General features: G+C 73.3%; 11 protein-coding genes. All 11 read right to left on the reverse strand.

Annotated features, from left to right (window positions below; all coding sequences use genetic code 11):
• Window positions 1–71 precede the first annotated feature (71 nt).
• The 11 genes from DWB77_RS14075 to DWB77_RS14125 all read right to left on the reverse strand — a co-directional run bounded on the left by DWB77_RS14075 (window position 72) and on the right by DWB77_RS14125 (window position 24,298).
• On the reverse strand, window positions 72–893 hold the full coding sequence (locus DWB77_RS14075; RefSeq protein WP_120721602.1) for an ABC transporter permease: 822 nt from the start codon (window positions 891–893) through the stop codon (window positions 72–74).
• Window positions 887–15,541 (reverse strand): non-ribosomal peptide synthetase, encoded by a 14,655-nt coding sequence (locus DWB77_RS14080; RefSeq protein ID WP_120721603.1) that lies wholly within the window; start codon window positions 15,539–15,541, stop codon window positions 887–889. The genes DWB77_RS14075 and DWB77_RS14080 overlap by 7 nt, the downstream gene beginning before the upstream one ends.
• A gap of 152 nt (window positions 15,542–15,693) precedes the next feature.
• Complete coding sequence (locus tag DWB77_RS14085; protein ID WP_120721604.1) at window positions 15,694–16,875, reverse strand: acyl-CoA dehydrogenase family protein; 1,182 nt, start codon at window positions 16,873–16,875, stop codon at window positions 15,694–15,696.
• Complete coding sequence (locus tag DWB77_RS14090; RefSeq protein ID WP_120721605.1) at window positions 16,872–17,570, reverse strand: DUF2786 domain-containing protein; 699 nt, start codon at window positions 17,568–17,570, stop codon at window positions 16,872–16,874. Before DWB77_RS14090 ends, DWB77_RS14085 begins: the two co-directional genes overlap by 4 nt.
• Complete coding sequence (locus DWB77_RS14095) at window positions 17,567–18,445, reverse strand: hypothetical protein (RefSeq protein ID WP_120721606.1); 879 nt, start codon at window positions 18,443–18,445, stop codon at window positions 17,567–17,569. Before DWB77_RS14095 ends, DWB77_RS14090 begins: the two co-directional genes overlap by 4 nt.
• Before the next feature lie 2 nt (window positions 18,446–18,447).
• On the reverse strand, window positions 18,448–18,717 hold the full coding sequence (locus DWB77_RS14100; protein WP_120721607.1) for an acyl carrier protein: 270 nt from the start codon (window positions 18,715–18,717) through the stop codon (window positions 18,448–18,450).
• 65 nt (window positions 18,718–18,782) lie between these two features.
• A complete protein-coding gene (locus DWB77_RS14105) occupies window positions 18,783–20,114 on the reverse strand; it encodes a type III PLP-dependent enzyme (protein WP_120721608.1) in 1,332 nt (443 codons plus the stop codon).
• The gene (locus DWB77_RS14110; protein WP_246033524.1) at window positions 20,111–21,403 is read right to left on the reverse strand and encodes an ATP-grasp domain-containing protein; all 1,293 of its coding nucleotides are present in this window, start codon (window positions 21,401–21,403) and stop codon (window positions 20,111–20,113) included. Before DWB77_RS14110 ends, DWB77_RS14105 begins: the two co-directional genes overlap by 4 nt.
• Window positions 21,404–21,562: 159 nt before the next feature.
• Window positions 21,563–22,492, reverse strand: a complete 930-nt coding sequence (locus DWB77_RS14115; RefSeq protein WP_120721609.1) for a 3-oxoacyl-[acyl-carrier-protein] synthase III C-terminal domain-containing protein — start codon at window positions 22,490–22,492, stop codon at window positions 21,563–21,565.
• A gap of 145 nt (window positions 22,493–22,637) precedes the next feature.
• Entirely contained in the window at window positions 22,638–23,372 is a 735-nt protein-coding gene (locus tag DWB77_RS14120; protein ID WP_120721610.1) for a DUF4097 family beta strand repeat-containing protein, read from the reverse strand.
• A 215-nt stretch (window positions 23,373–23,587) separates the two neighbouring features.
• Complete coding sequence (locus DWB77_RS14125; RefSeq protein WP_120721611.1) at window positions 23,588–24,298, reverse strand: 2-hydroxychromene-2-carboxylate isomerase; 711 nt, start codon at window positions 24,296–24,298, stop codon at window positions 23,588–23,590.
• Window position 24,299 lies beyond the last annotated feature (1 nt).

Here is a 24,299-nt window from a genome sequence, read left to right on the forward strand (position 1 = left end):
GCGTTGGTCAATTGCCTTGCGGCACGGGCGAGTTGAGGCCGAACGGGCTCATGGGGTGGCGCGGTCCCGGCTCACCGGGCGGCCGTGCGGTAGCGCCGCAGGCTCAGGACGACGGTGAGGACGAACACCGTGCCGAGGGAGACCGCGAGCGCGAGCGAGGCGTGTTCCGAGGGGAAGCTTCCGCCGGTGGAGGTGGGGTTGCCCCAGAGTTCACGGGTCCGGGTGACCACGGCGCTGACCGGGTTCCACTCGGCCAGGGCGCGCAGCCCCGAGGGCAGGCGGTCCACGGACTGGAAGGCGTTGGAGAGGAACGAGAACAACACGGTCACCAGGCCCGCGACCACGTTGATGGTCTCCAGGTTGCGGGAGAACAGGCCCAGCAGAACGCCGACCCAGAGCATCGCGTACATGAACAGGGCGAGCAGGGCGAACCCGGCGAGGACCGGGAGCAGCCCGTTGTCGGGCCGCCAGCCGAACAGCACGCCGAGCAGCGTCACCACGGCGAGGCCGATCAGCCCGACGGCGAGATCGCCCAGCGTGTGCCCGATGAGGACGGCCGGCCGGGAGATCGGCAGCGAGCGGAACCGGGCGACGAGCCCGCCGCGCAGATCCTCGGCGACGGCCACGGCGGTCGGTCCGATCCCGGCGAGCCCGGCCTGGGCCGCGACCCCGGCGAAGATGTACTCCTGGTAGCCGCCGCCTCCGGTGACGGAGAGGGATCCCCGGAAGAGGTAGCCGAGCACGATCATCGACACCAGCGGGTTCATGATGATGCCGACCAGCCGGCCGGGGGCCCGGCGCAGCCGGCGCAGCCGGCGGCCCGCCACGGCCAGCGACTCCACGACCAGCGCCAGGGGCGCCGCGGGCCTGCCTGTCTCCACCAGCGTCACCATGACCGCTCGCCCTCCTCGGGTGCGTTGTGGGCCGACGGGGCGGCCGGGGTGTGGTCGAGCCGGTCCAGGGCGGCATCCAGGACGCGTCCGACGACGGCCTGCGGTCCGGGGTGCATCAGGTATTCGTGGCCGCAGTCGATCCGGTGGACGCGCAGCTCGCCCTCCACATGGGCCTCCCATCGGCCGGTGAGCTCGTCGGCCTCGTCCGGCGCGTACTCGCGGGTGGCAAGCAGCAGATGCATGTCGCCGGCGAAGCGGCCCGCGGTGAAGCGGTCCATCAGCTCGCCGTGGGTGCGGGCCAGGCGCAGCAGACGCGGTACGCCCTGTTCGCCGAGTTCGGCCAGCGGGTGGTTCATCCGCCGCAGCGCGTCGAGGACTTCGGTCGGCGTCACCGTCCGCCCGGCGAACTCCTCGCGGCTGCGCCCCAGTGCCTCAAGGGCCCGCAGCAGCAGTTCGCGGTCGTCCTGGCCGCCTTCCTCCCGTACGGTCCGGCCGGGATAGCCGTCGAGGTTGGCGAGGAAGTCGACCTGGTCGCCGCCCTGTTGGAGCTGTACGGCGATCTCGTGGGCGAGTACGCCGCCGTAGGACCAGCCGAGCAGCCGGTAGGGGCCGTGCGGCCGCAGCTCCTTGATGTGCCCGATGTACTCGGCAGCCACCGCCTTGATGTCGCTCGGCATGGGGCTCGCGCCGCCGGCCGCCGTGGACTGGAGTCCGTAGAGCGGATGGCGCCGGTCGAGGTGTCCGGCGAGCCCGACGTAGGGAAGGCTGAAGCCGAGCCCGCTGTGGACGAGGAAGACCGGCGGGGCGTCGCCGCCGGGACGGATCGGCAGGACGGGGGCGAACGGGTCGAGCAGACCGTCCGCGACCGGGGCCGCCTTCTCGGTGCGGACGGCGAGTTCGGCCACCGTGCGGTGCAGCACCACATCGGCGACGGTGAACCGCAGGCCCGCGGTCTGGGCGCGGCTGACCAGGCGGACGGCGAGCAGGGAGTGGCCGCCGAGGTCGAAGAAGCTGTCGTCGACGCCGACCCGGTCGACTCCGAGGACCTGCGCGAACAGACCGCACAGCGCCTCCTCGACGGGGTCCTGCGGTGCCCGCGAGGAGGCGCCCGCCGTGAAGTCGGGGGCGGGCAGCGCCCGTCGGTCGACCTTTCCGCTCGGCGACAGCGGCAGTGCGTCAAGCTCCACGACCACCGGCACCATGTACGGGGGCAGGGAGCGGCCCACGAACTCCCGCAGGACGTCCGCGTCCACACCCGCAGGCCCGGCCGCGACGACGTACGCCACCAGGACGCCGCCGCGCCCGCCGTCGGAGCGGGCGACCACCACGGCCCGGCCCACCGTGGGGTGGGCGAGGAGCACGGCCTCGATCTCGCCGGGCTCGACGCGGAAGCCGCGTACCTTGATCTGGTCGTCGGCGCGGCCCTTGAACACCAGCCGCCCTTCGGCCGTCCACCGCACCACGTCGCCGGTGCGGTACATCCGAGTTCCGGCGGGCCCGAACGGGCAGGCCAGGAACCGCGTCGCGGTCAGGTCCGGCCGGCCCACATAACCCCGGGCCAGACCCGCGCCCGTCAGATACAGCTCGCCCCCGACGCCGACCGGCACGGGCCGCAGCGCCTCGTCCAGGACCAGGACGCCGGTGTTCCACACGGGCCGGCCCAGCGTGACGGGGTCGCCCGCGGCGAGGTGGGTGGCGGTCGACCAGATGGTGGTCTCGGTCGGGCCGTAGAGGTTGGTGACCTCGGCGGCGTGCGCGGTCAGGGTGTCGGCGAGGGACTGCGGGAGCGCTTCGCCGCCGACCAGGACGCGCAGCCCCCGGACGGCCTCGGGGTCGCGAAGGACGAGCTCCTGCCACAGGGCGGGGGTCGCCTGCATGACGGTGACGCCGGCCCGTTGGATGAGCGCGGTCAGGGCCGCCGGGTCCAGGACGACGCCGTCGCCGCCGATGACGACACCGGCCCCGGACAGCAGCGGGAGGTAGAGCTCCAGGCCCGCGATGTCGAAGGACCAGGTGGTGACGGCGAGCAGCCGGTCGGCCGGGTCCAGGGTGAAGCGTTCGCCCATGGAGAGCAGGAAGTTCATCAGGTTGCGGTGCTCGATCAGGACGCCCTTGGGCCGTCCCGTGGAGCCCGAGGTGTACAGCACATAGGCGGGGTGGGCGGGCCGCAGGGGCGCGCTCCGCTCGCCGTCGAGCGGGTCGGCGGCGCTGCGGACGGCCAGCGCGGTGAGCGTCGCCGGCTCGTCCAGGACCAGGCGCGGCACACCCGTCTCGGGCAGGGCCCCGGCGGTCGCCGAGTCGGTGACGAACAGCGCGGGGTTCGCGTCGCCGAGGATCAGTGCGATGCGCTCGCCCGGGTGGGCGGGGTCGATGGGCAGATAGGCGGCGCCGGACTTCAGGACCGCGAGCAGGGCCACCACCATCGTCTCGCTGCGGGGCAGCGCGAGCGCCACCAGACGCTCGGGCCCGGCCCCCCGGGCGATCAGCTCCCGGGCGAGCCGGTTGGCCCGCTCGTTCACCTCCCGGTAGGTCAGCTCCGTACCGCCGGACACCACCGCCACCGCGTCCGGCGTCCGCTCCACCTGGCGCTGGAACTCCTGCGGCAGGGTGGTCGCGGGCAGCGGCATCGCGGTGTCGTTCCACTCGACGAGCGCGCGCCGGCGCTCGTCCTCGGACAGCACCTCGATCGCGCCGACGTTCAACTCCGGCTCCAGCGCGACCTGTTCGAGCAGCCGCACCAGACGCTCGGCCAGGGAGGTGGCGGTGGAGGCGTCGAAGACGTCCGCGCTGTACTCCACGAATCCGTCGAGCCCGCCGTCGGCGCCGTCCTCCATGATGTTGAACGTGAGGTCGAGCTTGGCGGCGTCGGCGGTGATGTGTTCCGGCACGGCGCGCAGGCCCGGCATCCGGAGTTCGGCGCGTTCGTTGTTCTGGAGGATCAGCATCACCTGGAACAGCGGGTTACGCCCCATCGACCGCTCCGGGTCGAGAACCTCCACCAACCGCTCGAACGGCACATCCTGATGCGCATAAGCCGCAAGCGCCGTCTCCCGCGCCCGACCCACCAACTCACGGAACGACGGATCACCCGACACATCCGTCCGCAACACCAACGTATTGGTGAAGCACCCCACCAACTCATCCAACGCCGCATCCAAACGACCCGCCACCGGCGAACCCAACGGCACATCCACCCCCGCACCCAACCGCGACAACAACGCCGCCAACCCCGCCTGCAACACCATGAACAACGACGCACCCGACTCACGCGCCAACCGCACCAAACCCCGATGCGCCACCGAACCCACCCGGAACGCCACCACACCACCCCGGTGCGACGTCACCACCGGACGCACCCGATCGAAGGGCAACACCAACTCCCCCGGCACACCCGCCAACTGCTCAGTCCAATAGTCGAGTTGACGCGCCACCACACTCGACGCATCCCCCTCGTCCCCCAACAACTCCCGCTGCCACACCGCGAAATCCGCGTACTGCACCGGCAACCCCGGCCACTCCCCCACACCCCCACCACACCGCACCCCATACGCCCGCGACAGATCGCGGGCCAGCGGGGCGAGCGACCAGCCGTCGGCCGCGATGTGGTGCAGCAGCAGGAGCAGGACGTGCTCGTCGGGCGCCGTGCGGTAGAGGAAGGCGCGCAGGGGGATCCGGGAGGTCAGGTCGAAGCCGCGGTCCGTCTCGGCCCGCATCAGTTCGGCGAGCCGCTCCTCGGTCACCTCCTGGACGCGCAGCCCGCTCCACATCTCACCGGCGTCGAGGACGACTTGGCGCGGCTCGCCGTCCACCTCCGGGAAGACCGTGCGCAGACTCTCGTGCCGCGCCACCACATCACCAAGGGCCGCGTCCAGGGCCACCACGTCGAGCGGACCCGAGAGGCGCACGGCGAGCGGCATGTTGTAGGCGGCGGAGTCCGGGTCGAGGCGGTTGAGGAACCACAGCCGGCGCTGTGCGGAGGAGAGCGGGAGGGTGGCCGTGCGGGGTGCCGGGGTGAGGGCGGGCCTGGTCCGGCCGCCGGTCCGGGCGCGCAGGGCGAGTTCGGCGACGGTGGGCGCCTCGAAGACGTCCCGTACGGACAGGGCGGTGCGCAGCGCGGCGCGGGCCCGGCTGACCAGCTTGGTGGCGAGCAGGGAGTGGCCGCCGAGGTCGAAGAAGCTGTCGTCGACGCCGACCGACCGCACCCCGAGGACCTGGGCGAAGAGCCCGCACAGGGCTTCCTCCACCGGATCCATGGGCTTACGCGGGACCGTGGGGGCATCCGCCAACTCGGGCGTAGCAACCGGCAGTTGGCTGTCTTCCGCGCGTCCCGTGAGGACGAGTCCGCCGTCCGGCGTCCAGCGTGCCCGGTCGCCGGTGCGGTACATCCGGGCTCCGGCGGGCCCGAACGGGCAGGCCACGAACCGCGTCGCGGTCAGGTCCGGCCGGCCCGCGTAGCCCCGGGCCAGACCCGCGCCCGTCAGATACAGCTCGCCGGTGACGCCGGTCGGCACCGGGCGCAGGCTTTCGTCGAGGACCAGGGCGCCGGTGCCGCCCATGGGGTGCCCGATCGGGAGGCCCGCGTCGTCGTCGGGACGCTCCCCGTGCAGCGAGATGCCGTCGGCCGCCGCCGATCCGTAGAAGGTGACCAGACGCGCCGAGGGCAGGCTGGTGCGGAAGCGCTCGACGGTGGCCGGGTCCAGCGGCTGGTCGCCGCACATCCAGACGGTGGCACCGGTCATGCGGGGCAGGTCGTCGCTGTCGGCGAGCGCGCCCAGGTGACCGGGGGCCACGGTGAGGCGTGCGATGCCGTGCCGGATGACGGTGTCCGCGAGGTCGACGGCGTTGTGGGTGTCCTCCGGTTCGACGACCACGGTCGAGCCGCCGGAGAGCAGCGGCGCGAGCAGTTCGGCGACACCGTCGATGCCGGTCGGTGACGAGGTGGCCAGGACGGCCGCCGTGCGGTGCTCCGGGAACTCCTCGGCGTACCAGGTGAGCCGGTTGACCAGCGCGCCGTGCTCTGCGGCGACCGCCGTGGAGTCCGGACCCGCCAGCACATGCGCGAGGTGTCCCGGCCGCAGCGGCGCGGCCCGGTCGGCGTCGACGGGGTCGTCCGCGCGGTGGGCGGCCAGCGCCGCCGCCGTCGTGGGGTCGTCCAGGACCAGGCGCGGGACCCCGGCGTCCGGGAGCGTCCCGGCGGTGGCCGCGTCGGTCACCAGGAGCGCGGGGATGCCCGGGCGGGCGGGGTCGGCCGTGAACGTGAGGCCGTCGGTCGTGAGGCCGTCGGTCGTGAGCGCGGGGTCGATGGGCAGATAGGCGGCGCCGGACTTCAGGACCGCGAGCAGGGCCACCACCATCGTCTCGGTACGGGGCAGCGCGAGCGCCACCAGACGCTCGGGCCCGGCCCCCCGGGCGATCAGCTCCCGGGCGAGCCGGTTGGCCCGCTCGTTCACCTCCCGGTAGGTCAGCTCCGTACCGCCGGAGACCACCGCCACCGCGTCCGGCGTCCGCTCCACCTGGGCCTCGAAGCGGGTCGGCACGGTGGTGGCGGTGTCGCCGGCCCGGGTTCCGCTCGACTCGACGAGGGTGCGCCGGCGCTCGTCCTCGGACAGCACCTCGATCGCGCCGACGTTCACCTCCGGTTCCAGAGCGATCTGTTCGAGCAGTCGCACCAGACGCTCGGCCATCGAGGCGACCGTGGACTCGTCGAACAGCTCCCTGCTGTACTCCACGAATCCGTCGAGCCCGGCGGGGGCTCCGTCGGCGCCGTGCTGTTCCAGCAGGAAGAAGTTCAGGTCGAAGCTGACCTCCTCGACAGCCGGGGGCTCGTACTGGGCCTGGAGGCCGGGGAGTTCGAGTGCGGCGCGTTCGTTGTTCTGGAGGATCAGCATCACCTGGAACAGCGGGTTGCGCCCCATCGACCGCTCCGGGTCGAGAACCTCCACCAACCGCTCGAACGGCACATCCTGATGCGCATAAGCCGCAAGCGCCGTCTCCCGCGCCCGACCCACCAACTCACGGAACGACGGATCACCCGACACATCCGTCCGCAACACCAACGTATTGGTGAAGCACCCCACCAACTCATCCAACGCCGCATCCAAACGACCCGCCACCGGCGAACCCAACGGCACATCCACCCCCGCACCCAACCGCGACAACAACGCCGCCAACCCCGCCTGCAACACCATGAACAACGACGCACCCGACTCACGCGCCAACCGCACCAAACCCCGATGCGCCACCGAACCCACCCGGAACGCCACCACACCACCACGGTGCGACGTCACCACCGGACGCACCCGATCAAACGGCAACACCAGCTCCCCCGGCACACCCGCCAACTGTGCCTTCCAGTAGTCGAGTTGACGCGCCACCACACTCGACACGTCCCCCTCCTCCCCCAACAACTCCCGCTGCCACACCGCGAAATCCGCGTACTGCACCGGCAACCCCGGCCACTCCCCCACACCCCCACCACACCGCACCCCATACGCCCGCGACAGATCGCGCAGGAGGGGTGCGACGGACCAGCCGTCCCAGGCGATGTGGTGCACGACGAGGTGCAGCACATGGGTGCCGGGTTCCGTGCGGTAGAGGAAGGCCCGCAGCGGGACCTGGGAGGTGAGGTCGAAGCCGCGGCGGGCCTCGGTGCGGCAGACGTCGGCGAGCTGCTCGGGCGCGACCTCGCGGACCCGCGGTCCGCTCCACACCCCGGCGTCGAGGACGACCTGGCGCGGCTCGCCGTCCACCTCCGGGAACACCGTCCGCAGACTCTCGTGCCGCGCCACCACATCACCAAGGGCCGCATCCAGGGCCACCACGTCGAGCGGACCCGAGAGGCGGGCCACGAAGGAGACGTTCTCGGCCGCGGAGTCCGGGTCGAGCCGGTTGAGGAACCACAGCCGGGTCTGGGTGAACGACACCGGCAGGGGTTCGCCGTCGGCGCGCTCGGTGCGGCGCAGGGGCGGGCGGACCGCTTCCTCGGTGCCGAGCTGCTCGGCGACGCCGGCCACGGTGCGCTGCTCGAACAGGGTGCGGATGGGGAGCTCGACGGAGAGGGCGGTACGGATCCGGCTGACGACCCGGGTGCCGAGCAGCGAGTCGCCGCCGACGGCGAAGAAGTCGTCGTCGATGCCGACGGCGTCCTTGCCGAGGACGTCGGCGAAGATGCCGCAGAGGATGTCCTCGACGGGGGTTCGCGGGCCGCGGCCGCGCGGGGCACGCGCCTCCTCCTCGGCGGCCGGCAGCGCGCGGCGGTCCAGCTTGCCCTGCGGGGTGAGCGGGAGTTCGTCGAGGAAGACGATCACCGCGGGCACCATGTACTCGGGCAGCGACCGGGCGAGCCGCTCGCGCAGCAGGTCCGCCTCCGCGCCGCCCGGCTCGGTCGCGACCACATAGGCCACCAGCCGGTCCCCGCGCTCGTCCTCGCCCCGCACCAGGGCGGCGGCCTGGCGCACCTCGGGCTGCGCGGCAAGTTCTGCCTCCACCTCGCCGAGTTCGATGCGGAATCCGCGCAGTTGCACCTGGTCGTCGGCGCGTCCGGTGTAGTGGAGCTGGCCGTCCGGGAGCCACTGGGCGAGGTCGCCGGTGCGGTACATGCGGGCACCCGCCGGGCCGTAGGGGTCGGCGACGAAGCGCTGGGCGGTGAGGCCCGGCCGGTGCAGATAGCCGCGGGCGAGGTTGCCGCCGACGTAGAGCTCTCCCGTCACCCCGGCCGGGACCGGGCGCAGCGCCTCGTCGAGGACGTACACGCGGTGGGCCTCGGTGGGGCGGCCGATGGGCGGGTGCCCCGCGCCGTGCAGCGGGTCGCTGACGGTGGAGGCGAGCACGGCCTCGGTGGGGCCGTAGCCGTTGAACATCCGGACCTGGTGGGACCAGCGCTCCATGACGTGCGGCGGGCAGGCCTCACCCGCGACGATCAGGGTGAGGTCGTCGGGCAGCGTGCACTCCTCGGGCAGGGCGCCGACGACGACGGGCGGCAGCCCGGCGAGGTTCACCCGGTGGCGGTGCATCAGCTCCACCAGCGGGCGGCCCGGCACCCGGCACTCCTCGTCGGCGATGACGAGGGTGCCGCCGGCCAGCAGGGACAGGCTCAGCTCCCACACCGAGGCGTCGAAGCTGAACGAGGCGAACTTCAGCACCCGGGTGCCGGAGTCGACGCCGAACTTGCTGACGAGACTCGCCACCATCGCGGCGAACCCGGCGTGATCCACGCTGACGCCCTTGGGGCGGCCGGTGGAGCCCGAGGTGTAGATGACGTACGCGGGGTGGCGGGGGTCGAGCGCGGTGGTCCGGTCGGCGTCCACGGGCGCGTGGTCCGGGAGCGCGGCGAGTTCGGCGGCGGTGGTGGGCAGGTCGAGGAGGAGCGTCCCGCAGCCGGGCTCGGGCAGCCGGTCGGCCAGTGCGGCCGTGGTGACCAGGAGCGAGGGGGCGCTGTCGGCGAGCATGAACGCGATGCGGTCCGCCGGGTATTTGGGGTCGACCGGCAGATAGGCGGCGCCCGCCTTGAGGACGGCGAACACGGCCACCGTCATCTCGACGGGGTCCGCGAGGGCGAGCGCGACGATCCCCTCGGGCCCCGCCCCGCAGGCGATGAGCAGCCGCGCCAACTGGTTGGCACGCGCGTCGAGTTGGCCGTAGGTGAGCTCGTCGTCCCCGTCGATCACGGCGATCGCGTCCCGGTCACGCGCCACATGGGAGGCGAAGAGGTCGGGGATCACCGGGCGCGGGGTGTCCGAGGCGTGGCCGCCCCATGCGCCGACGATGCGCCCGAACTCGGCTTCCTGGTGCAGCGCGAGGCCGCCGAGCGGGGTCTCGGGGCTGTCGAGCAGGGACTGCACGGCCTGGACCAGTTGGTCGAGGGCCGCCTCGACGGCCTCCTTGGCGTATCCGGCGGGCCGGTACTGGACGCTGAGGCCGAGGCGCCGGCCCGGGTACACCAGGACCGCGAGGCCGCGCTCGGCGGCGAGGCGGGTGGTGCCGTTGGTCAGGCGCAGTTCGGGTACGAGCGCGCCCAGTTCGGTGAGGTCGGCCCTGGGCTGGTTCTGGAAGCTGAGCACGGTGTCGATCAGGTCGGCGACGCCGGCGACGCGCTGCACCTCGGACAGGCCGAGGTGGTGGTGCTCCATGAGGTCGGTGCCGCGGGCCTGCACCTGACGGACCAGGTCGGCGAAGGGCTGCGCGGGGTCGAGGGTGACCCGTACCGGCAGCATGTTCATGAAGAGGCCCACCATGCCGTCCACGCCCGGCAGTTCGGGCGGCCGAGCCGAGCTGACGGCGCCGAACACGACGTCGGAGCGGCCGGTGCGCCGGCCGAGGACGACCGCCCAGCACGCCTGGAGGACGGTGTTGAGCGTGACACTGTGCTCGCGGGCGAAGGCCGTGAGGCGCGTGGTGAGGTCCTCGGTCAGCTCGAACACCGCCGACTCGGGGAGCCGGGAGGCGTCGCCCCCGTCGCCGGTGCCGAGGCGGGTGGGTTCGGTGACCCCCTCCAGCGCGGCGCGCCAGGCGTCCCGGGCCGCCGGCAGGTCCTGCCCGGCGAGCCAGTCGAAGTAGTCGCGGTACGGCGGGGCGGGCGGCAGCGCGCGGGGGTCGCCTCCGGCCGCGTACAGGGTGAACAGCTCCCGGGCCAGGACGCCCATCGACCAGCCGTCGACCAGCAGGTGGTGCAGCGTCCACAGCAGGCGTACGCGCTCGCCGGGCAGCCGCAGCACGGTGAACCGCAGCAGCGGGGCGGCGGCGAGGTCGAAGCCCCGCTCCCAGTCGGCGTCGGTCAGCCGCTCGATCTCGGCGGTGCGCTCCGCCTCGTCGCCCAGGGCGGTGAGGTCGGCCTCGGCCCACGGGGTGCGGGCGTGCGGCGCCACGGTCTGGAGGTGCTCCTCCTGTCCGGGCGTGGTGGGGAAGCAGACGCGCAGGCCCGCGTGGCGGGCCAGCAGCGCGTCGGCGGCGGCGCGGAAGGTGTCCGCGTCGAAGAGCCCCTCGATGTCGAGGACGACCTGCATCAGATACGAGTCGGTGTGCTGCTTGTCCAGTTCGGCCTGGAAGAGCAGGCCCTTCTGGAGCGGGGAGAGCGGCAGCACCTCGGGGGCGTCCGCCGCGCTCTCCCGGTGGCGTACGAGGGCGTCGAGCGCCCGGAACCAGGTGTGGGCGATGTCGTGCGCGTCGTCGTCGGCGAACACGTCGGGCGCCCAGATCCAGTCGGCGACCAGGTGGGGGCCGTCCGCCCGGTCCTCGGTGACCGGGGTGACGGCCAGGGTGTGCCGCAGCGGCATGCGGGGGTGGGTGCCGGTGCCGACGACACCGTCGTCGGTGACCAGGGACCAGTCGCCGGCCGGCTCGTCGGTGCGGAACCGGCCGAGGTAGTTGAAGCCGATCGCCGGGGTGCCGTGGCGGGCCAGGGCGGGCAGGGTCTGGGGGTTGAGGTGGCGCAGCAGTCCGAAGCCGAGGCCGTGGTCGGGCAGCCGGCGCAGCAGTCGGCGCACCTCGCGCACGGCGGCGCCCGCGCCGGGCCCGCCCGCCCACGGCTCGTCCCGGTCGACGGTGTCGCCGAGGGCGAGCAGGACGGGGTAGACGCTGGTGAACCAGCCGACCGTACGGGAGAGGTCGACGTCGTCGGTGAACTGTTCGCGGCCGTGGCCCTCCAGCTCGACCAGGGTTCCGGCGGGCGAGGTGTCGCCGTGGCGTCGCCGCCAGTCGTCGACGGCGATCGCCAGGGCCGCCAGGAGCAGGTCGTTGACCTCGCCGTCCCGGGCGCCGGACAGCAGGGTGGCGGTGGTGTCGGCGGGCAGTTCCAGGCGGAGCCGGTGGGCGTTGCCGTAGGTGTCCCGCGCCGGGTCCAGCGGGCCGGATCCGACCGGGGTGGCGGCGCCCGTCAACTGCTCGGCCCAGAGCGGGAATTCGGCGAGCCGCTCGGCGGTCCGTGCCTGTTCGCCCAGGAGCCGGGTCCACCGGCGGTAGGAGGTGGGCACCGGGTCGAGTGCGGCTCCGGCGACGGCGGCGGCGAGGTCGGGCACCAGGATGCGCCACGAGACGCCGTCCACGCACAGGTGGTGGGTCAGCCACACCAGCCGGCCGGGGCGCCCGGGCCCCGCGTCGAGCAGCACGAGTTGGGTCACCAGGGCCCGTTCGGGGGCGAGCCGGGTGCGCGCGAGGTCGATCTGGTCGCGGACGGCGGCGGCGAGCGCGGCCGGGTCGTCGGCCAGGGCGGAGACGTCGAGGCGGTGCACCACGTCGGCGGCGGCCACCGCGCCCTGCTCCAGGGCGGTCAGGGACCACAGCCCGGGGGCGGGGACGGAAAGACGCGTCCGCAGGGCGGGGTGCCGGTCGAGGACGGCGGCGGCCGCGGAGCGCAGCGTGTCGAGGTCGAGGCCCGCGGGGGTGGTGAGCACGACGTACTGGCTGTACTGGCGTGAACGCTCGTCCAGGGCCCCGAGGTCCTCCCTCAACTGGGCGGCGATCGGGGCGAGTTCGACCTCGCCGGTCCCGTCGCCACCGTCGGCGGCCGGGCCCGGGGTCCCGGGTGTCGCCAGGGCGGCGATCGCGCGGGGCGTGCCGTGTCCTCTGATCAGGAGCGGGGTGAGCGAGAGGCCCGCCTTGCGGGCGCGGCTGACCGCCAGGATGGTGCTGATGCTGTCGCCGCCCAGGGCGAAGAAGTTGTCGTCGACGCCGACCGAGGGCAGGCCGAGGATCTCGGCGAAGACGGCGCAGAGGATCTCCTCCTCGCGTGAGCGCGGGGCGCCCGCCACGGCGGCCACGCTGTCGGGGCCGGCGTCCGGCCGGGGCAGCGGCAGCGCCTTGCGGTCGACCTTGCCGTGCGCGGTCAGCGGCAGACGGTCGAGGGCGACCAGGTGCTGGGGGACCATGTAGGAGGGCAGGGTCTGCTTCAGATGGGCGCGGACCGCGCCGAGGTCGAGGGCCTCCCCGTCGCGACCGACGGCGTACCCCACGAGCTGCTTGCCGCCGTTGGGGTCGTCGGTGACCTTGACCGCCGCGTCGGCCACGGCGGGGTGGCCGCGCAACGCGGCCTCGATCTCGCCGAGTTCGATGCGGTGGCCGCGCACCTTGACCTGGTCGTCGCGGCGTTCCAGGAACGTCAGTTGGCCGTTCTCGTCCCAGCGGACGCGGTCGCCGGTGCGGTACATGCGGGAGCCCGGCGCGCCGAACGGGTCGGCGACGAAGGTCGCCGCCGTGCGGCCGGCGGCGCCCAGATAGCCCCGGCCCACCCCGGTCCCGGCGACGTACAGCTCGCCGGGCGTGCCGTGCGGGACGGGGCGCAGGTCGTCGCCGAGTACGTACAGGCGGGTGTTGCGGACCGGGATGCCGATCGGCACCGGGCGGTCCTGGGGCGGGGCCTGCGCGATGTGCGCGTGGGTCACGTCGTCGGAGCACTCGGTGGGGCCGTACGCGTTGACCAGCGGAGTACCCGGGTAGCGGGCGAGCCAGCGCGCGCACAGGTCGGCGGGGAGTGCCTCGCCGGTGACCATGAGGTGGCGCAGCCCCGGCAGGGGGATCTCGGTGCCGTCGAAGTCCCAGACGTCCAGGGCGGCGCGCAGCAGCGAGGGGACGACTTCGAGGACGGTGACGCCGTCGGCGGCGGCCAGCGGGAAAAGCAGGTCGGGGTCGGCGGCGGTGTACCGGTCGACGGCCCGCACCCGGCCGCCCACGACGAGCGGCGCGAGCATCTGCCAGACGGAGATGTCGAAGGTCACCGGGGCGTTCTGCACCAGCGTGTCGTGTTCCCCGAGGTCGAGGTCGTCGACCTTGGCGAGCAGGTGGTTGACCATGCCGGCCCGGTGCACCATGGCACCCTTCGGCTTGCCGGTGGAGCCGGAGGTGAAGATGACGTACGCCAGGTCCTGTGGGTCTCCCGCGAGCGGGGCGAGGGCGTCGGCCCGGTCCTCGGAGCCGTCGGGGGTGACCAGGCGCACGGGCCGGCCCACGGCGGAGGCGGCCCGTTCGGCGAGGGCGCGGTGTTCGGCGTCGGCCAGCAGATGGTCGATGCCGTTGTCGGCGAGCAGCGCCGTGGTGCGGGCGACGGGGGCGTGCGGGTCCAGGGGTACGTAGGCGGCCCCTGCGCCCATGACGGCGAGCACCGCGGTCACGAACCCGGCGCCGGGCGCCGCGAGAACGCCGACCAGACCGGTGCGGGGAAGCGTGCGCGACAGGGCGCTGGCCCGGCCCACGAGGGCGGCGTAGGTGAGGCGCTCGCCGTCCTCCTCGACGGCGATCGCCTCGGGCCGCCGGGCGGCCTGGGCGCGGACACGCTCCACGACGCAGGCGAAGTCCGCGGCGCGCACCGGGCCGGTGCCGGTCCGCAGCCAGGCCTCCTCGGTGTCCCCGGCCGTGCCCACCCGTCCGATCGGCTCGTCGTCGGCGGCGGCCGCGAACTCCTCGGTGAGGGCGGCGAGTTGGTCGAGGTGGGCGCGCGCCTCCTCGGGCGTGTAGCGGTCGGGGTTGGCGTTGAGGTGGAGTTCGATGCCGTCGTCGGCACGCTCCACGACGGTGATCATCAGGTCGTCGACGAGCCCGGTGGACAGGTTGTTCACCTCGGCGGTGCAGGGGCCGAGCGCCAAGGAGGCCTGCTGGGGCAGGAGGTTGACGAAGGGGCCGAACGGTCTGCGGTCCTCCGCGCGCAGCCCCATGTCGCGGCGGATCGCGCTCACCCGGTGCCGTTGGTGCTTGAGCACCTGGGCCAGTTCCCGGGAGGCCCGGCGCAGCAGTTCGGCCTTGGTCAGGGTGGGGCGTACGGGCACCCGCAGCGGCAGGTAGTTGGCCATCATGCCGGGCACGGCCCGCTGCCGGGCGCTCATCCGGGCGGAGGCGGCCAACGTCAGCAGGACCTCCTCGGTGCCCGCGGTGCGCTGGGTGTGCACGGCCACCGCGGCCACGGCCGCGGTGGGCAGCGTGACGTCGGCGCGGCGTGCGCTGTCGCGCAGCCGGCGCGCGGCCCCGGCGGACAGCGCGGCGGAGACGCGCAGGAAGCCGGTCGGCAGCCCGTGGGACTCCGGCCGGCGGGACAGGGTGACGAGTTCGGGCGGCTCGGGGAAGCGGCCCCGCCAGAACGCCTGGTCGCGCCGGGCGCCGGTGGACTCCCGGTAGGCGCTCTCGGCGTCGGTCAGCTCGCTCAGCGGGGGCAGCGCCCGGCCCGGCACGGCGCCGTCCGGGTCCGCCTCGTACAGCTCGGCGAGCCGGCGCCACAGGACGGTCTGACTGAAACCGTCGCACAGCAGGTGGTGGACGCAGAGATAGAAGTAGGAGCGTTCGTCGCCGACGGTCAGGAGCGCGGTGCGCATCAGCGGGAAGTCGTCGAGGCCGAAGGGCACGTCCAGGTCCGCGGACATCCAGGCGAGCGCGGCGCCCCGCGGGTCCTCGGAACGCCTCAAGTCCTGTTCGTACAAGGGGAGTTCGTCGAGCTGCTCGATGTGCTGGCGCGGCTCACCGTCGATGTCGGTGAAGCGGGCCCGCAGGCACTGGGCCTCCTCGAACAGGCGCCGCAGCGCGGCGCGCAAGCGCCTGCGGTCCAGGGGGCCGCGCAGATCGAGGTAACCGGCGGAGTTGTACGCGTTGTTGCGCCCGGCGCCCTGTGCGTCGAGCCAGATCTCCACCTGGCCCGCGGTCAGCGGCAGCACGGTGCCATGAGTCGAAGTCATCACAGGCTCCCAGGAGAGGTCGGGCCGGCGGTCACCATCGGGCAGGGGGTGCGGGGCCGGGCCGGGTGCGGGCCGTAAACGATGGGTTCATCCTGGTCGGGCGGCCTGACGACGGACTGACTCACCGCTGACGCGCGCAAGGAGCGGACGGCTCAGGCGTCGGCCGGGACGCGGCGGCGGTCGCGGTCGACCTTTCCGCCGAGCAGCCCCTGGAAGAGGTTGAGCCGCTGCATGTTGCCGGTGCCTTCGAGGAACTCCATCGCCCGGGCGTCGCGGGCCAGCTTGTCCAGGAAGGGGTGGGACAGGCGCGCCCCGGGCCCGAAGAACGCGGCGGCCGCGAGGGTGACGTCCTCGGCGAGCCGGGCGGCCCGCAGTTTGGCGGCCGAGGCCAGATGGCCGTCGGTGCCGCGGGCGTCCACGGCGGCCGCCGCGTGGTGCACCAGGTGGCGGGTGGCGTCCACGCGCCGGACCAACTCCTCGTAGCGCTCGCGCTCGGCGCCGCTCAGCGTGGAGCGGTGCTCGGCGACGTATTCGAGGGCGGCGCGGGCGATGCCGACGGCGATGGCCGCGACACCGGGTCGCAGCACGTTGAAGGTCTGCACGAACGCCCACACCCCGCGCCGGGTCGCGGTGAGATGGCGGCCGAGGAAGCGGTCCTCGGGGATCGGCATCCGGTCCATGACGACCGAGCTGATCCGGGCGCCGCGCAGCCCGATCATGTCGAGCGGCCGGGCGTCGAAGCCGGGCTCGGCGGTGTCGACGAGCACGGCCGTGATGCCGAGCGGCCCGGGCCTGGCCCGCGCGAACACCACGCCCAGCTGGGCGCGGCAGGCGTTGCCGACGTAGCGCTTCTCGCCGCTCAGCAGGGCGCCCCCGTCCGGTGTGGAGGTCAGCGAGGTGCGCATCGCCGCCGCGTCCGAGCCGCCCTCCGGTTCGGTCAGGGCGAAGCAGGTCCACAGCGGCTCGGCGAGCACCCGCCCGTAGAACCAGCGTTTTTGCCGGTCGTCGGCGCACAGGCCGACGGCTACGCCGGCCAGCAGCGGCCCGGGCGAGGCGACCAGGGTGCCGACGTCGGCGCAGGCCAACTCCTCCATGACGACGGCCCGTTCGAGGGCGGAGACCCCGTAGAAGCGGTGGCCGCCGATCTTCTCGGGTTCGTGGCCGTACTCCTCGGGGACGCCCATCGTGGCGAGGTGGCGCACGGCGGGCAGCGCGAAGTGGTGGCGGACGGCCTCCGGGTCGCGGTCGATCTCCAGGGCGAGCGGACGCACCTGGGCGCCCCATTCGCGGATCTGGCCGCGCAGGATGAGGAGACGGTCGTCGAGGTGGGTCACGGTGCCTCCTTCGCCGCGGCGTACGCCTCGGCCAGCAGCTCCGACACATAGGCGGTCAGACCGGGGCTGTCGGTGAGATAGCCCGCCGCGCCCAGCAGCCGCACCTGCTCCCGGTCGGCGGCGGTGATCCGCCCGTGCAGATGGTCGAGCATCCCGGGCGAAAGGTCCCCGGGGCGCGCCCCGCTCAACACGGCCTGGATCTCCAGGTGTTCGGCCAGAACGTCGGCGACCGTGCCCTTCACCAGTTGCTGCTGGAGCAGGGTGGAGTCCCCGACGCGCCGGTGCGCGAGGCGGGTGAAGCAGGCGGCGCGCAGCGCCTGGGCGAGCCCGAGGCGCAGCCATACGAGCCCCAGGCCGTACACCTCCCGTGGTTCGGCGCCGGCGCCCGCGTCGCGGTCCGCCGGCGCCGCGTGCCCGGTGTCGAGCAGGACCACGCGGCCGCCCGGCAGGTCGAGTTCGGCCCGTATCTTCGTACGCGCCGGGTCCAGGGGCCGCCGCGCGCCGTCCAGCCAGAGCGCGTGGGCCCCGGCGTGGGTCGGCGCGGCGACGACGGCGTGCCCGCCGGGCCCGCACGGCAGCAGACCGGGCAGGACGCCGTCGGCCAGCGCGGCGAGCGCGGGGGCCGGGCCCTCGTGCCGGGCCGCGTCGTGACAGCGCTCCAGGAGTGCGGCGGTGTCGGACACCAGGGTGGTCATGGCGCTCCCCGGTCGAGCAGGCAGACGCTCAGCTCCGCCGAGTCCGGGTCGTGGTCCACCAGGACGCGCCGGGCGTCACGCCCCTCGGCCGGCGTGACGCAGCCGACCTCCGCGGCCAGCGCGCCGAACACGCCCGAGGCCGGGAACCCGTCCGGGGCGGAGACCGTGAGCCCGGTGTGCCCGGGCAGATCGCGCGCGGCCCGAAGGCCGGGGCTGAGGACGGCCGGCACCTCCGGATCGCACTCCAACTCGTCCAGGGCGGTGCGCACCGCGGCCGGAACGTCCTCCGCGGCCACCCCCGACATCCGGCGCATCGCCAGCGAGCCGGCCCGTCCGGCGGCCGTGAACAGCAGCGCCGCCCCCGCGTCGCCCGCGAGGTGGCGCCCGGTCTCGTACGGCAGCCGCGCCTGGTCCAGGACGAAGACCGCGGCGGTGCGGTGCCCGTGGCGCCGGATGTAGGCGTCCGCGAGCTCCAGGGCGGCGAACGGCGCCGCCGAGCCGCAGTCCGCGACGGTGAACACCAGGGGCCGGCCGGGGATGATCTCGGAGAGACAGGTGACCGCGGCGCGTCGGCAGTCCAGGTCCGGGGTGGCGTGGGCGACGACGGCGAGGCCGATGTCGGCGGGCTCCGGCGTGAGGTCGGCGAGGAGGGCGGCGGACATGGCGGCGAAGGTGTTGCCCGCCGCGTCCGCCACCTCGGGCCGGGGTTCGACGCCGTACAGGGCACTCAGATCGGCGAAGTGCCTTCGCGAGAACGGGTCGTCGATCCGCGTGGTCCCGGCGGAGAAGCTCCGGTGCACGATCCTGTCGAGCCGCAGCGGGAACCTGACCGGTGCCCGCCGCGCGGGCGAGGCCCCGGCGGGGTGTGCGGCCATCGTCAGGAGCCCATTTCCGCGGCGATGAAGTCGGCGAGCGTCCGCACGCTGGTGAAGTGCGCCATCTCCAGGGAGTCCGTGTCGAACTCGATGTCCAGCGCCTCTTCGAGCCGCATCAGCATCTCGAAGACGCCCGTCGAGTCGAGCCCGAGCTCGTCGAACAGGCGGGAATCCTCGGTGAGTTGGGGCAGCTCGTAGTCGAGTACCTCCGAGAGCGCGGCGGAGATCGCGGAGACGATCACGTCGCGGTCGGTGGCGGTCAGTCCGGCCATGGCGGTGGTCCTTTCGAAGGGGGCACGGGGGACAGAAGGGCACCGGGGTCGTGCGGTGGGCCCGGTCAGTGGGTGGCGGCCCGGCGGAACGCGGCCGCGGCCGGCAGGTGCTGTTTGCGCAGCAGGTCGTCGGGCCGGTCCGCCTCGCGGATCAGATGCGCCCGGCCGTCGGCGACGAGCACTTCGGCGGGGTAGCCGTGGCTGAGGAAGTGCACGGGTGAGGCGGTCGGCCCGTACGCGCCGGAGCGCTCCACGCCGAGCAGGTCCCCGGGCCGCAGCGGCGGCAGCTGGGCCTTCTTGGCCAGCGTGTCGTTGGGGGTGCACAGCGGCCCCGTCACGTTCCAGGCCTCCGTCGGCTCGGGCCCCGTACCGTCGAGGCTGCCGCTGAGCAGGCGCAGGGGGAAGTTCCGCTTCACGAAGGAGCCGATGCCGACGGCCGCCATGTGGTGGTGGGTGCCGCCGTCGGTGACCGCGAACCGCTCGCCGAGCGAGGTCTTCACATAGCGCACGCGCACCACGTACGTGCCGGACTCGGCGGTCAGATAGCGGCCGAGCTCCATGACCAGACGGGTGCCGGGGTGGGCGTCGGCGAACCGGGCGATCACCGGGTTGAGGTCCCCGGCCAGGGCGGTCAGGTCGAGGTCGTGTTCGCCGTCGAAGTAGGCGACGCCGAGGCCGCCGCCGATGTCCACGAGCTCCAGTGCGAAACCGAGCGTGGCCGACAGGCGCTCGGCGAGCTCGAAGATCTGCTCGGTGTTGCGCACGATGGTGGCCTCGGTCAGGATCCGGGTGCCCATGTAGACCTGGACACCCCTGATGTGTACGTGCTCATAGCGCTCCACCAGGCCCTTCTCCGCCAGGAGTTGGGCCTCGTCCATGCCGAACTGGCGGGGTTTGCCGCCCATGGTGAGGCCCGAGCCCTTGATGGAGAAGGCCGGGTTGACGCGCAGCACGACCGGGGCGCGCACCCCGCGTTCGCGGGCCAGCTCGTCGATCCACGCCAGCTCCTGGAGCGACTCGCACACGACGGCGGCGATGTTCTCGTCGAGACAGGCGGCCAGCTCGGCGCGGCTCTTGCCGGGCCCGAGGAAGAGGATGTCCTCGGGGGCGACGCCCGCGCGGCGCGCGGTGAGCAGCTCCGTCATCGAGGAGACCTCGGCGCGCGCGCCGTGCGCGTGCAGCAGGGCGCAGACGGCGATGTTGGGGTTGGCCTTGAGGGAGTAGAAGATCTGCAACCGTTCGTCGAACGCCTCGCGCAGCGCCCGCATCCGGCCCGCGAGCGCGTCCCCGTCGTACACGAACAGCGGGGTGCCGTAGGTCCGGGCGAGTTCGGCGACGGGGATGCCCTGCACGGTGGCCGGGCCCTCCCGCACGTCTGCTCCCGTGGTGATGGTCATGCGACGGTGTCCCTTCCGGCCGCGAGACGGGCCGCTATCCGGGTGTCGAGGGCTTCGACGGCGTCGTCGGAGTCCGCCACCAGCACGCCGTAGAGGCGGCCCGCGACAGGGCCCTCGGGCGCCCGGCCGCCGGTGGGGAAGCCCGCGTTGACGGTGGCGTAGTTGTTGACGAGCAGGCCCGTGCCGCGCGCGCGGTCGAAGAGGAGCCCGTCCAGGAGCCGGTGGGCGGCCGCGAACGGCAGGGGCGCGGCCAGCCGCAGCGGGTAGTGGCGGGCGACGGCGATCTGCCGGTCGGCGACGAACTGTTCCTGGAGGCGCACCTGGTACGTGGACATGTTGTTGCGGGCGTTGATCTCCACGACGGGGTAGAGCTCGCCGTCGGGGTCCACCATGGCGTCCACGCCGACCACGCCGAAGTAGCCGTCGGCGGCGAGCCGTTTGCCGAGCCGTTCGGCGGTGCCGCGCACCTCGTCGAGCTGGGCCGCGGTGAGCCGGGCGGGCATCCGGTGGCCCTTGTGCACACCGCCCTCGGTGAGCTGTTCCTTCACGAAGTCGAAGTGTGTGGTGCCGTCGCGGGCGACGGTGAACTGGTAGTTCAGATCGCCCTGTTTGGCCACCCACTCCTCGACGACGAAGCTGACCGCGTCGTGGCCCGTGCGCTCGGCCTGGCGGGTGACCATCGCGAGGATCCGCTCGCCGCGTCGCCTGCTCTCCAGGACGGCGATGCCCTTGCCGGAGACGCCGAACGCCTCCTTGACCACATACCGCCGCCCCTCGTCGCCGGCCGCGGCCGCGAAGGCGGCGCCCAGTTCGGCGAGGGTGGCACAGGCCCAGCCGCGGGGCTGGCGCAGTCCGAGCTCGTCGGCGACGCGCCGGCTGTAGACCTTGCTGTTGACCGCCTTGCAGGTGACGGCGGAGGGGGCGGCGACGCCGAGGCCGGTCGCCGCGGCCAGCACCTCCTCCTGTGCGGAGACGCCGTGGGCGGCGATGCGGCAGCCCTGGGCGGCCAGGCCCGACAGGTCGGCGAGCAGCGCGGGGTCGGCGAGCGCGTCCTCGGTGACGGTGCGGGCCGGGTCCTGCGCGGTGGCCACGTGGAGGTGCGGCAGCCGCACCCCGAGCTCCGCGAGGAAGGCGAGGTGGTCGTCGTCCGGGCGGGACTTGAGGACCACGTGGTCTGCCGCGTCGCCGAGCAGCAGCGCGAACTCGTCCATGTGGTTGACCACCGCGTCGGCCGCCGGGGCCGACAGGCGGGGCAGGGTGTGTTCGCCGCGCGCCCACTGCTGTTCCACCTCGAAGTTGCCGAGGAAGACCAGGGGGTCTCGGGCGTCCCGGTGAGTGCCGTCGCGAGTCGCTCGCGGAAGCCGGGCGAAGTGCCGGTCATGTGCCGTCCTCTCGGGGTCTGGGGAGCTCGCGGGCGGCGGGCCGCGCGAGGCTCGGTGCCGTGGCCGTCAGTGCTGGAGCACCATCGCCGCGAAGGACTGGCCGAGGCCCGCGGAGGTCATCACATAGGTGGCTCCGGGCCGCAGCAGGCCCAGTTCGCGGGCGGACTGGTAGTTGATGAAGGGGTCCGCGCAGAAGCAGTGGCCGGTGCGCGCGATGTTGTCGAGGAAGATGCGCTCGGCGGGGATGCCCAGTTCTTTGGCGGCGACCGTCCACGAGACGCGGTTGACGTTGTGCGGCAGGATCAGGTCGACGTCGGCGATGGTGAGCTCGGCGTCGGCGAGCGCGCTGTGGACGACGTCGGACATGACGTCCTGGTAGATGCGCTTGGCTTCCCTGGCGCCCTCGGGGTCCAGGTCGATGACGCCGTCCTCGCGGCCGACGATGCGCGCGTGGTAGCCGAGCACCCGGTCGCGTGGGCCGTCGGCGCTGACGAGCAGGGCCGTCATGCCCTCGCCCATGATGGAGACGTCCGCGACCCACTGCGAGAACGGGGTGAAGGTCTTGTCCCCGGCCAGCACCAGGGCCAGTGCGTCGGGGTCGTCGTCGCCGGCCAGCAGGGTGCCCGCCACGTCGACGGCGAGAAGGCCGGTCGCACAGCCGTGGTCGGCCACCGAGAAGACGTTGGCGTTGCGCAGTCCGAGCACCTCGCGCACCTGCTGCAAGGGGCTGACCGGGTAGGGCGCCGTGGTCCGCAGGCCCTTGGCCCGGATCACATGGCGCACCCGGTCCTCCTGGCCGGCCAGGGCGTCCAGTTTGCCGACCGCCGCGAGCAGCATCTCGGCCTCGGACTGGTCGGGGGCCTGGCAGATCTGGTCGAGGCCGTAGAGCCGGGTGAACCTGCGCACCTGCTGGTCGTCGAGGCCCAGCGGTTCCCGCAGGTCGGCCACGGAGATGGTGGGCGGCAGGTAACTCGACACCGCTTCCAGTGAGGTCATGCGCCGGGCCCTCCTTGAGTGGTTTGCAGCCACTCAAGACTTGCCGGGCCCGCTGACGAGCGGCTGACGCGCAGCTGACCGGGCCGGGCATGCCGATGCCCCAACCCCCCGTGCCGACACGGGGGTTGGGACCCGGGGGGGGTGTTCAGGAGCCCTTGACGCTGACGTCCCCGCTGCCGGTCTTCAGACCGATCTCGTACTTGCCCGAGGGGTCGTTGGGGATCTTGATGTCCTTGTCGCCGTTGCCCGTCTTGACGGTCACCTTGTAGGTGGCCGGCGGCACGGTGAGGCTGACGTCGCCGCTGCCTGCGGTCACCTGGACGTTCTGCGGGGCGCTGGGGGTGAGGTGGATGTCGCCGGAGCCGGTGCGGGTGTCGATGCCGCCGCCCGCAAGGCCCCGTCCGGAGATCTCGCCGCTGGTGGTCTTCACCTTGACCGCGCCGCTGATGTCCTCAAGGGTGATGTCGCCGGAGGACGCCGACACGTTCACCGCGCCCACCTTGTGCAGGCCGATCTCCCCGGAGGAGACGTCGCCGCTGACGGGGATCCCGGCGGGCACCTGCACGGTGTACTTGACCGAGCAGGAGCCGGAGCAGCCGCCGAGGATCAGGACGCCGTCCTCGATCCGGTGGGTGGCGCCGGACGGCTTGGTGTCGCCGTTGTTGTACTGGACCTTGCGGTGTAAGGACGCCGAGCCGCCGTCGGTGCCGTTGACGGTGACACCGCCCGAGCCGTTCTCGAGGCGCACGGCGGTGATCTTTCCGGAGAGCGCGCTGTCGTCCTCGAAGGACTGCTGGTTGATCGAGCCGCACGCGGCCAGTGCGCCGGCCGCGATGCCGATCGAGGTGAGAATGCCCAGGGCGCGGAGCTGCTGACGCATGAAATGTCTCCCAGTTCTGGAGAAGCGGCTGGGCCCGTGCGGGCGTGGCGCCCGCTCGGGCGTGGGGAAAACCGTGGCCCGGTTTCGCCCCGGGACCTCGCGTGTCACGACGCTAACGCAGAGTGTCGGGACACGAACATGGGGCAGGCCCCCGGATACCCCCTGAGGACTGCCCCCCGTCCGAACTCACCGCCGTACGACGGTCCTGCGTCCGGTCATCCGCAGCCTCCCGCGTGCCCGTCGTCGACGGCTCTTCGGCCGAGTCCGACCGCGCCGACGGGCTGCGGCAGGGCGGGAGCGGTGAGCTCGCGCTCGCGCAGGTGGCGGACGAAGTCCGGCAGCCGGTCCAGGCCCCAGAAGCGGGTGAAGCCGTGCACGAAGAAGGGCACGCCGAACACCCCGTCCGCGCAGACGTCGAGCAGGACGCGCACCCCTTCCGCCCGCAGTGCCGGGTCGTCGCTCGCCCCGGCCAACTCGGCCGGATCGAGACCCAGTTGGGCGCCGATGTCGGCGACGACGCGGCGGTCGCAGATGTCGCGGCCCTCCTCCCAGCGCGCACGGTAGGCGGCGGCGACGTACTGCGGGCCGCGCCCTTCGCGCCGGGCCACCAGATAGGCCAGATGCGGGATCTCCCACACCGGGTCGCGGTCGACCGGCCAACTCAACGCGATCTCACGGGACTTGGCGAGCCGGTTCACGTCCTGGAGCACATAGAGGTGCTTGGCGCGCGACATGGCGGTGTACGGGAAGGTGCCGCCGGCCTCGGTCAACAGGCGCTCGCTGACCGCGTCCGGCTCGAAGAAGGGCCGCCACTCGACGGCGGCCGCCACCTCCGGGTAGCGGGCCATCAGGTCGCGGTGGGCGAGCCAGGAGTAGGGGCTGCGCAGCGAGAAGTAGAACCTCGGGGTCTTCGGGTCGGCTCTCACA

Source organism: Streptomyces hundungensis (genome assembly GCF_003627815.1).
Classification (GTDB): domain Bacteria; phylum Actinomycetota; class Actinomycetes; order Streptomycetales; family Streptomycetaceae; genus Streptomyces; species Streptomyces hundungensis_A.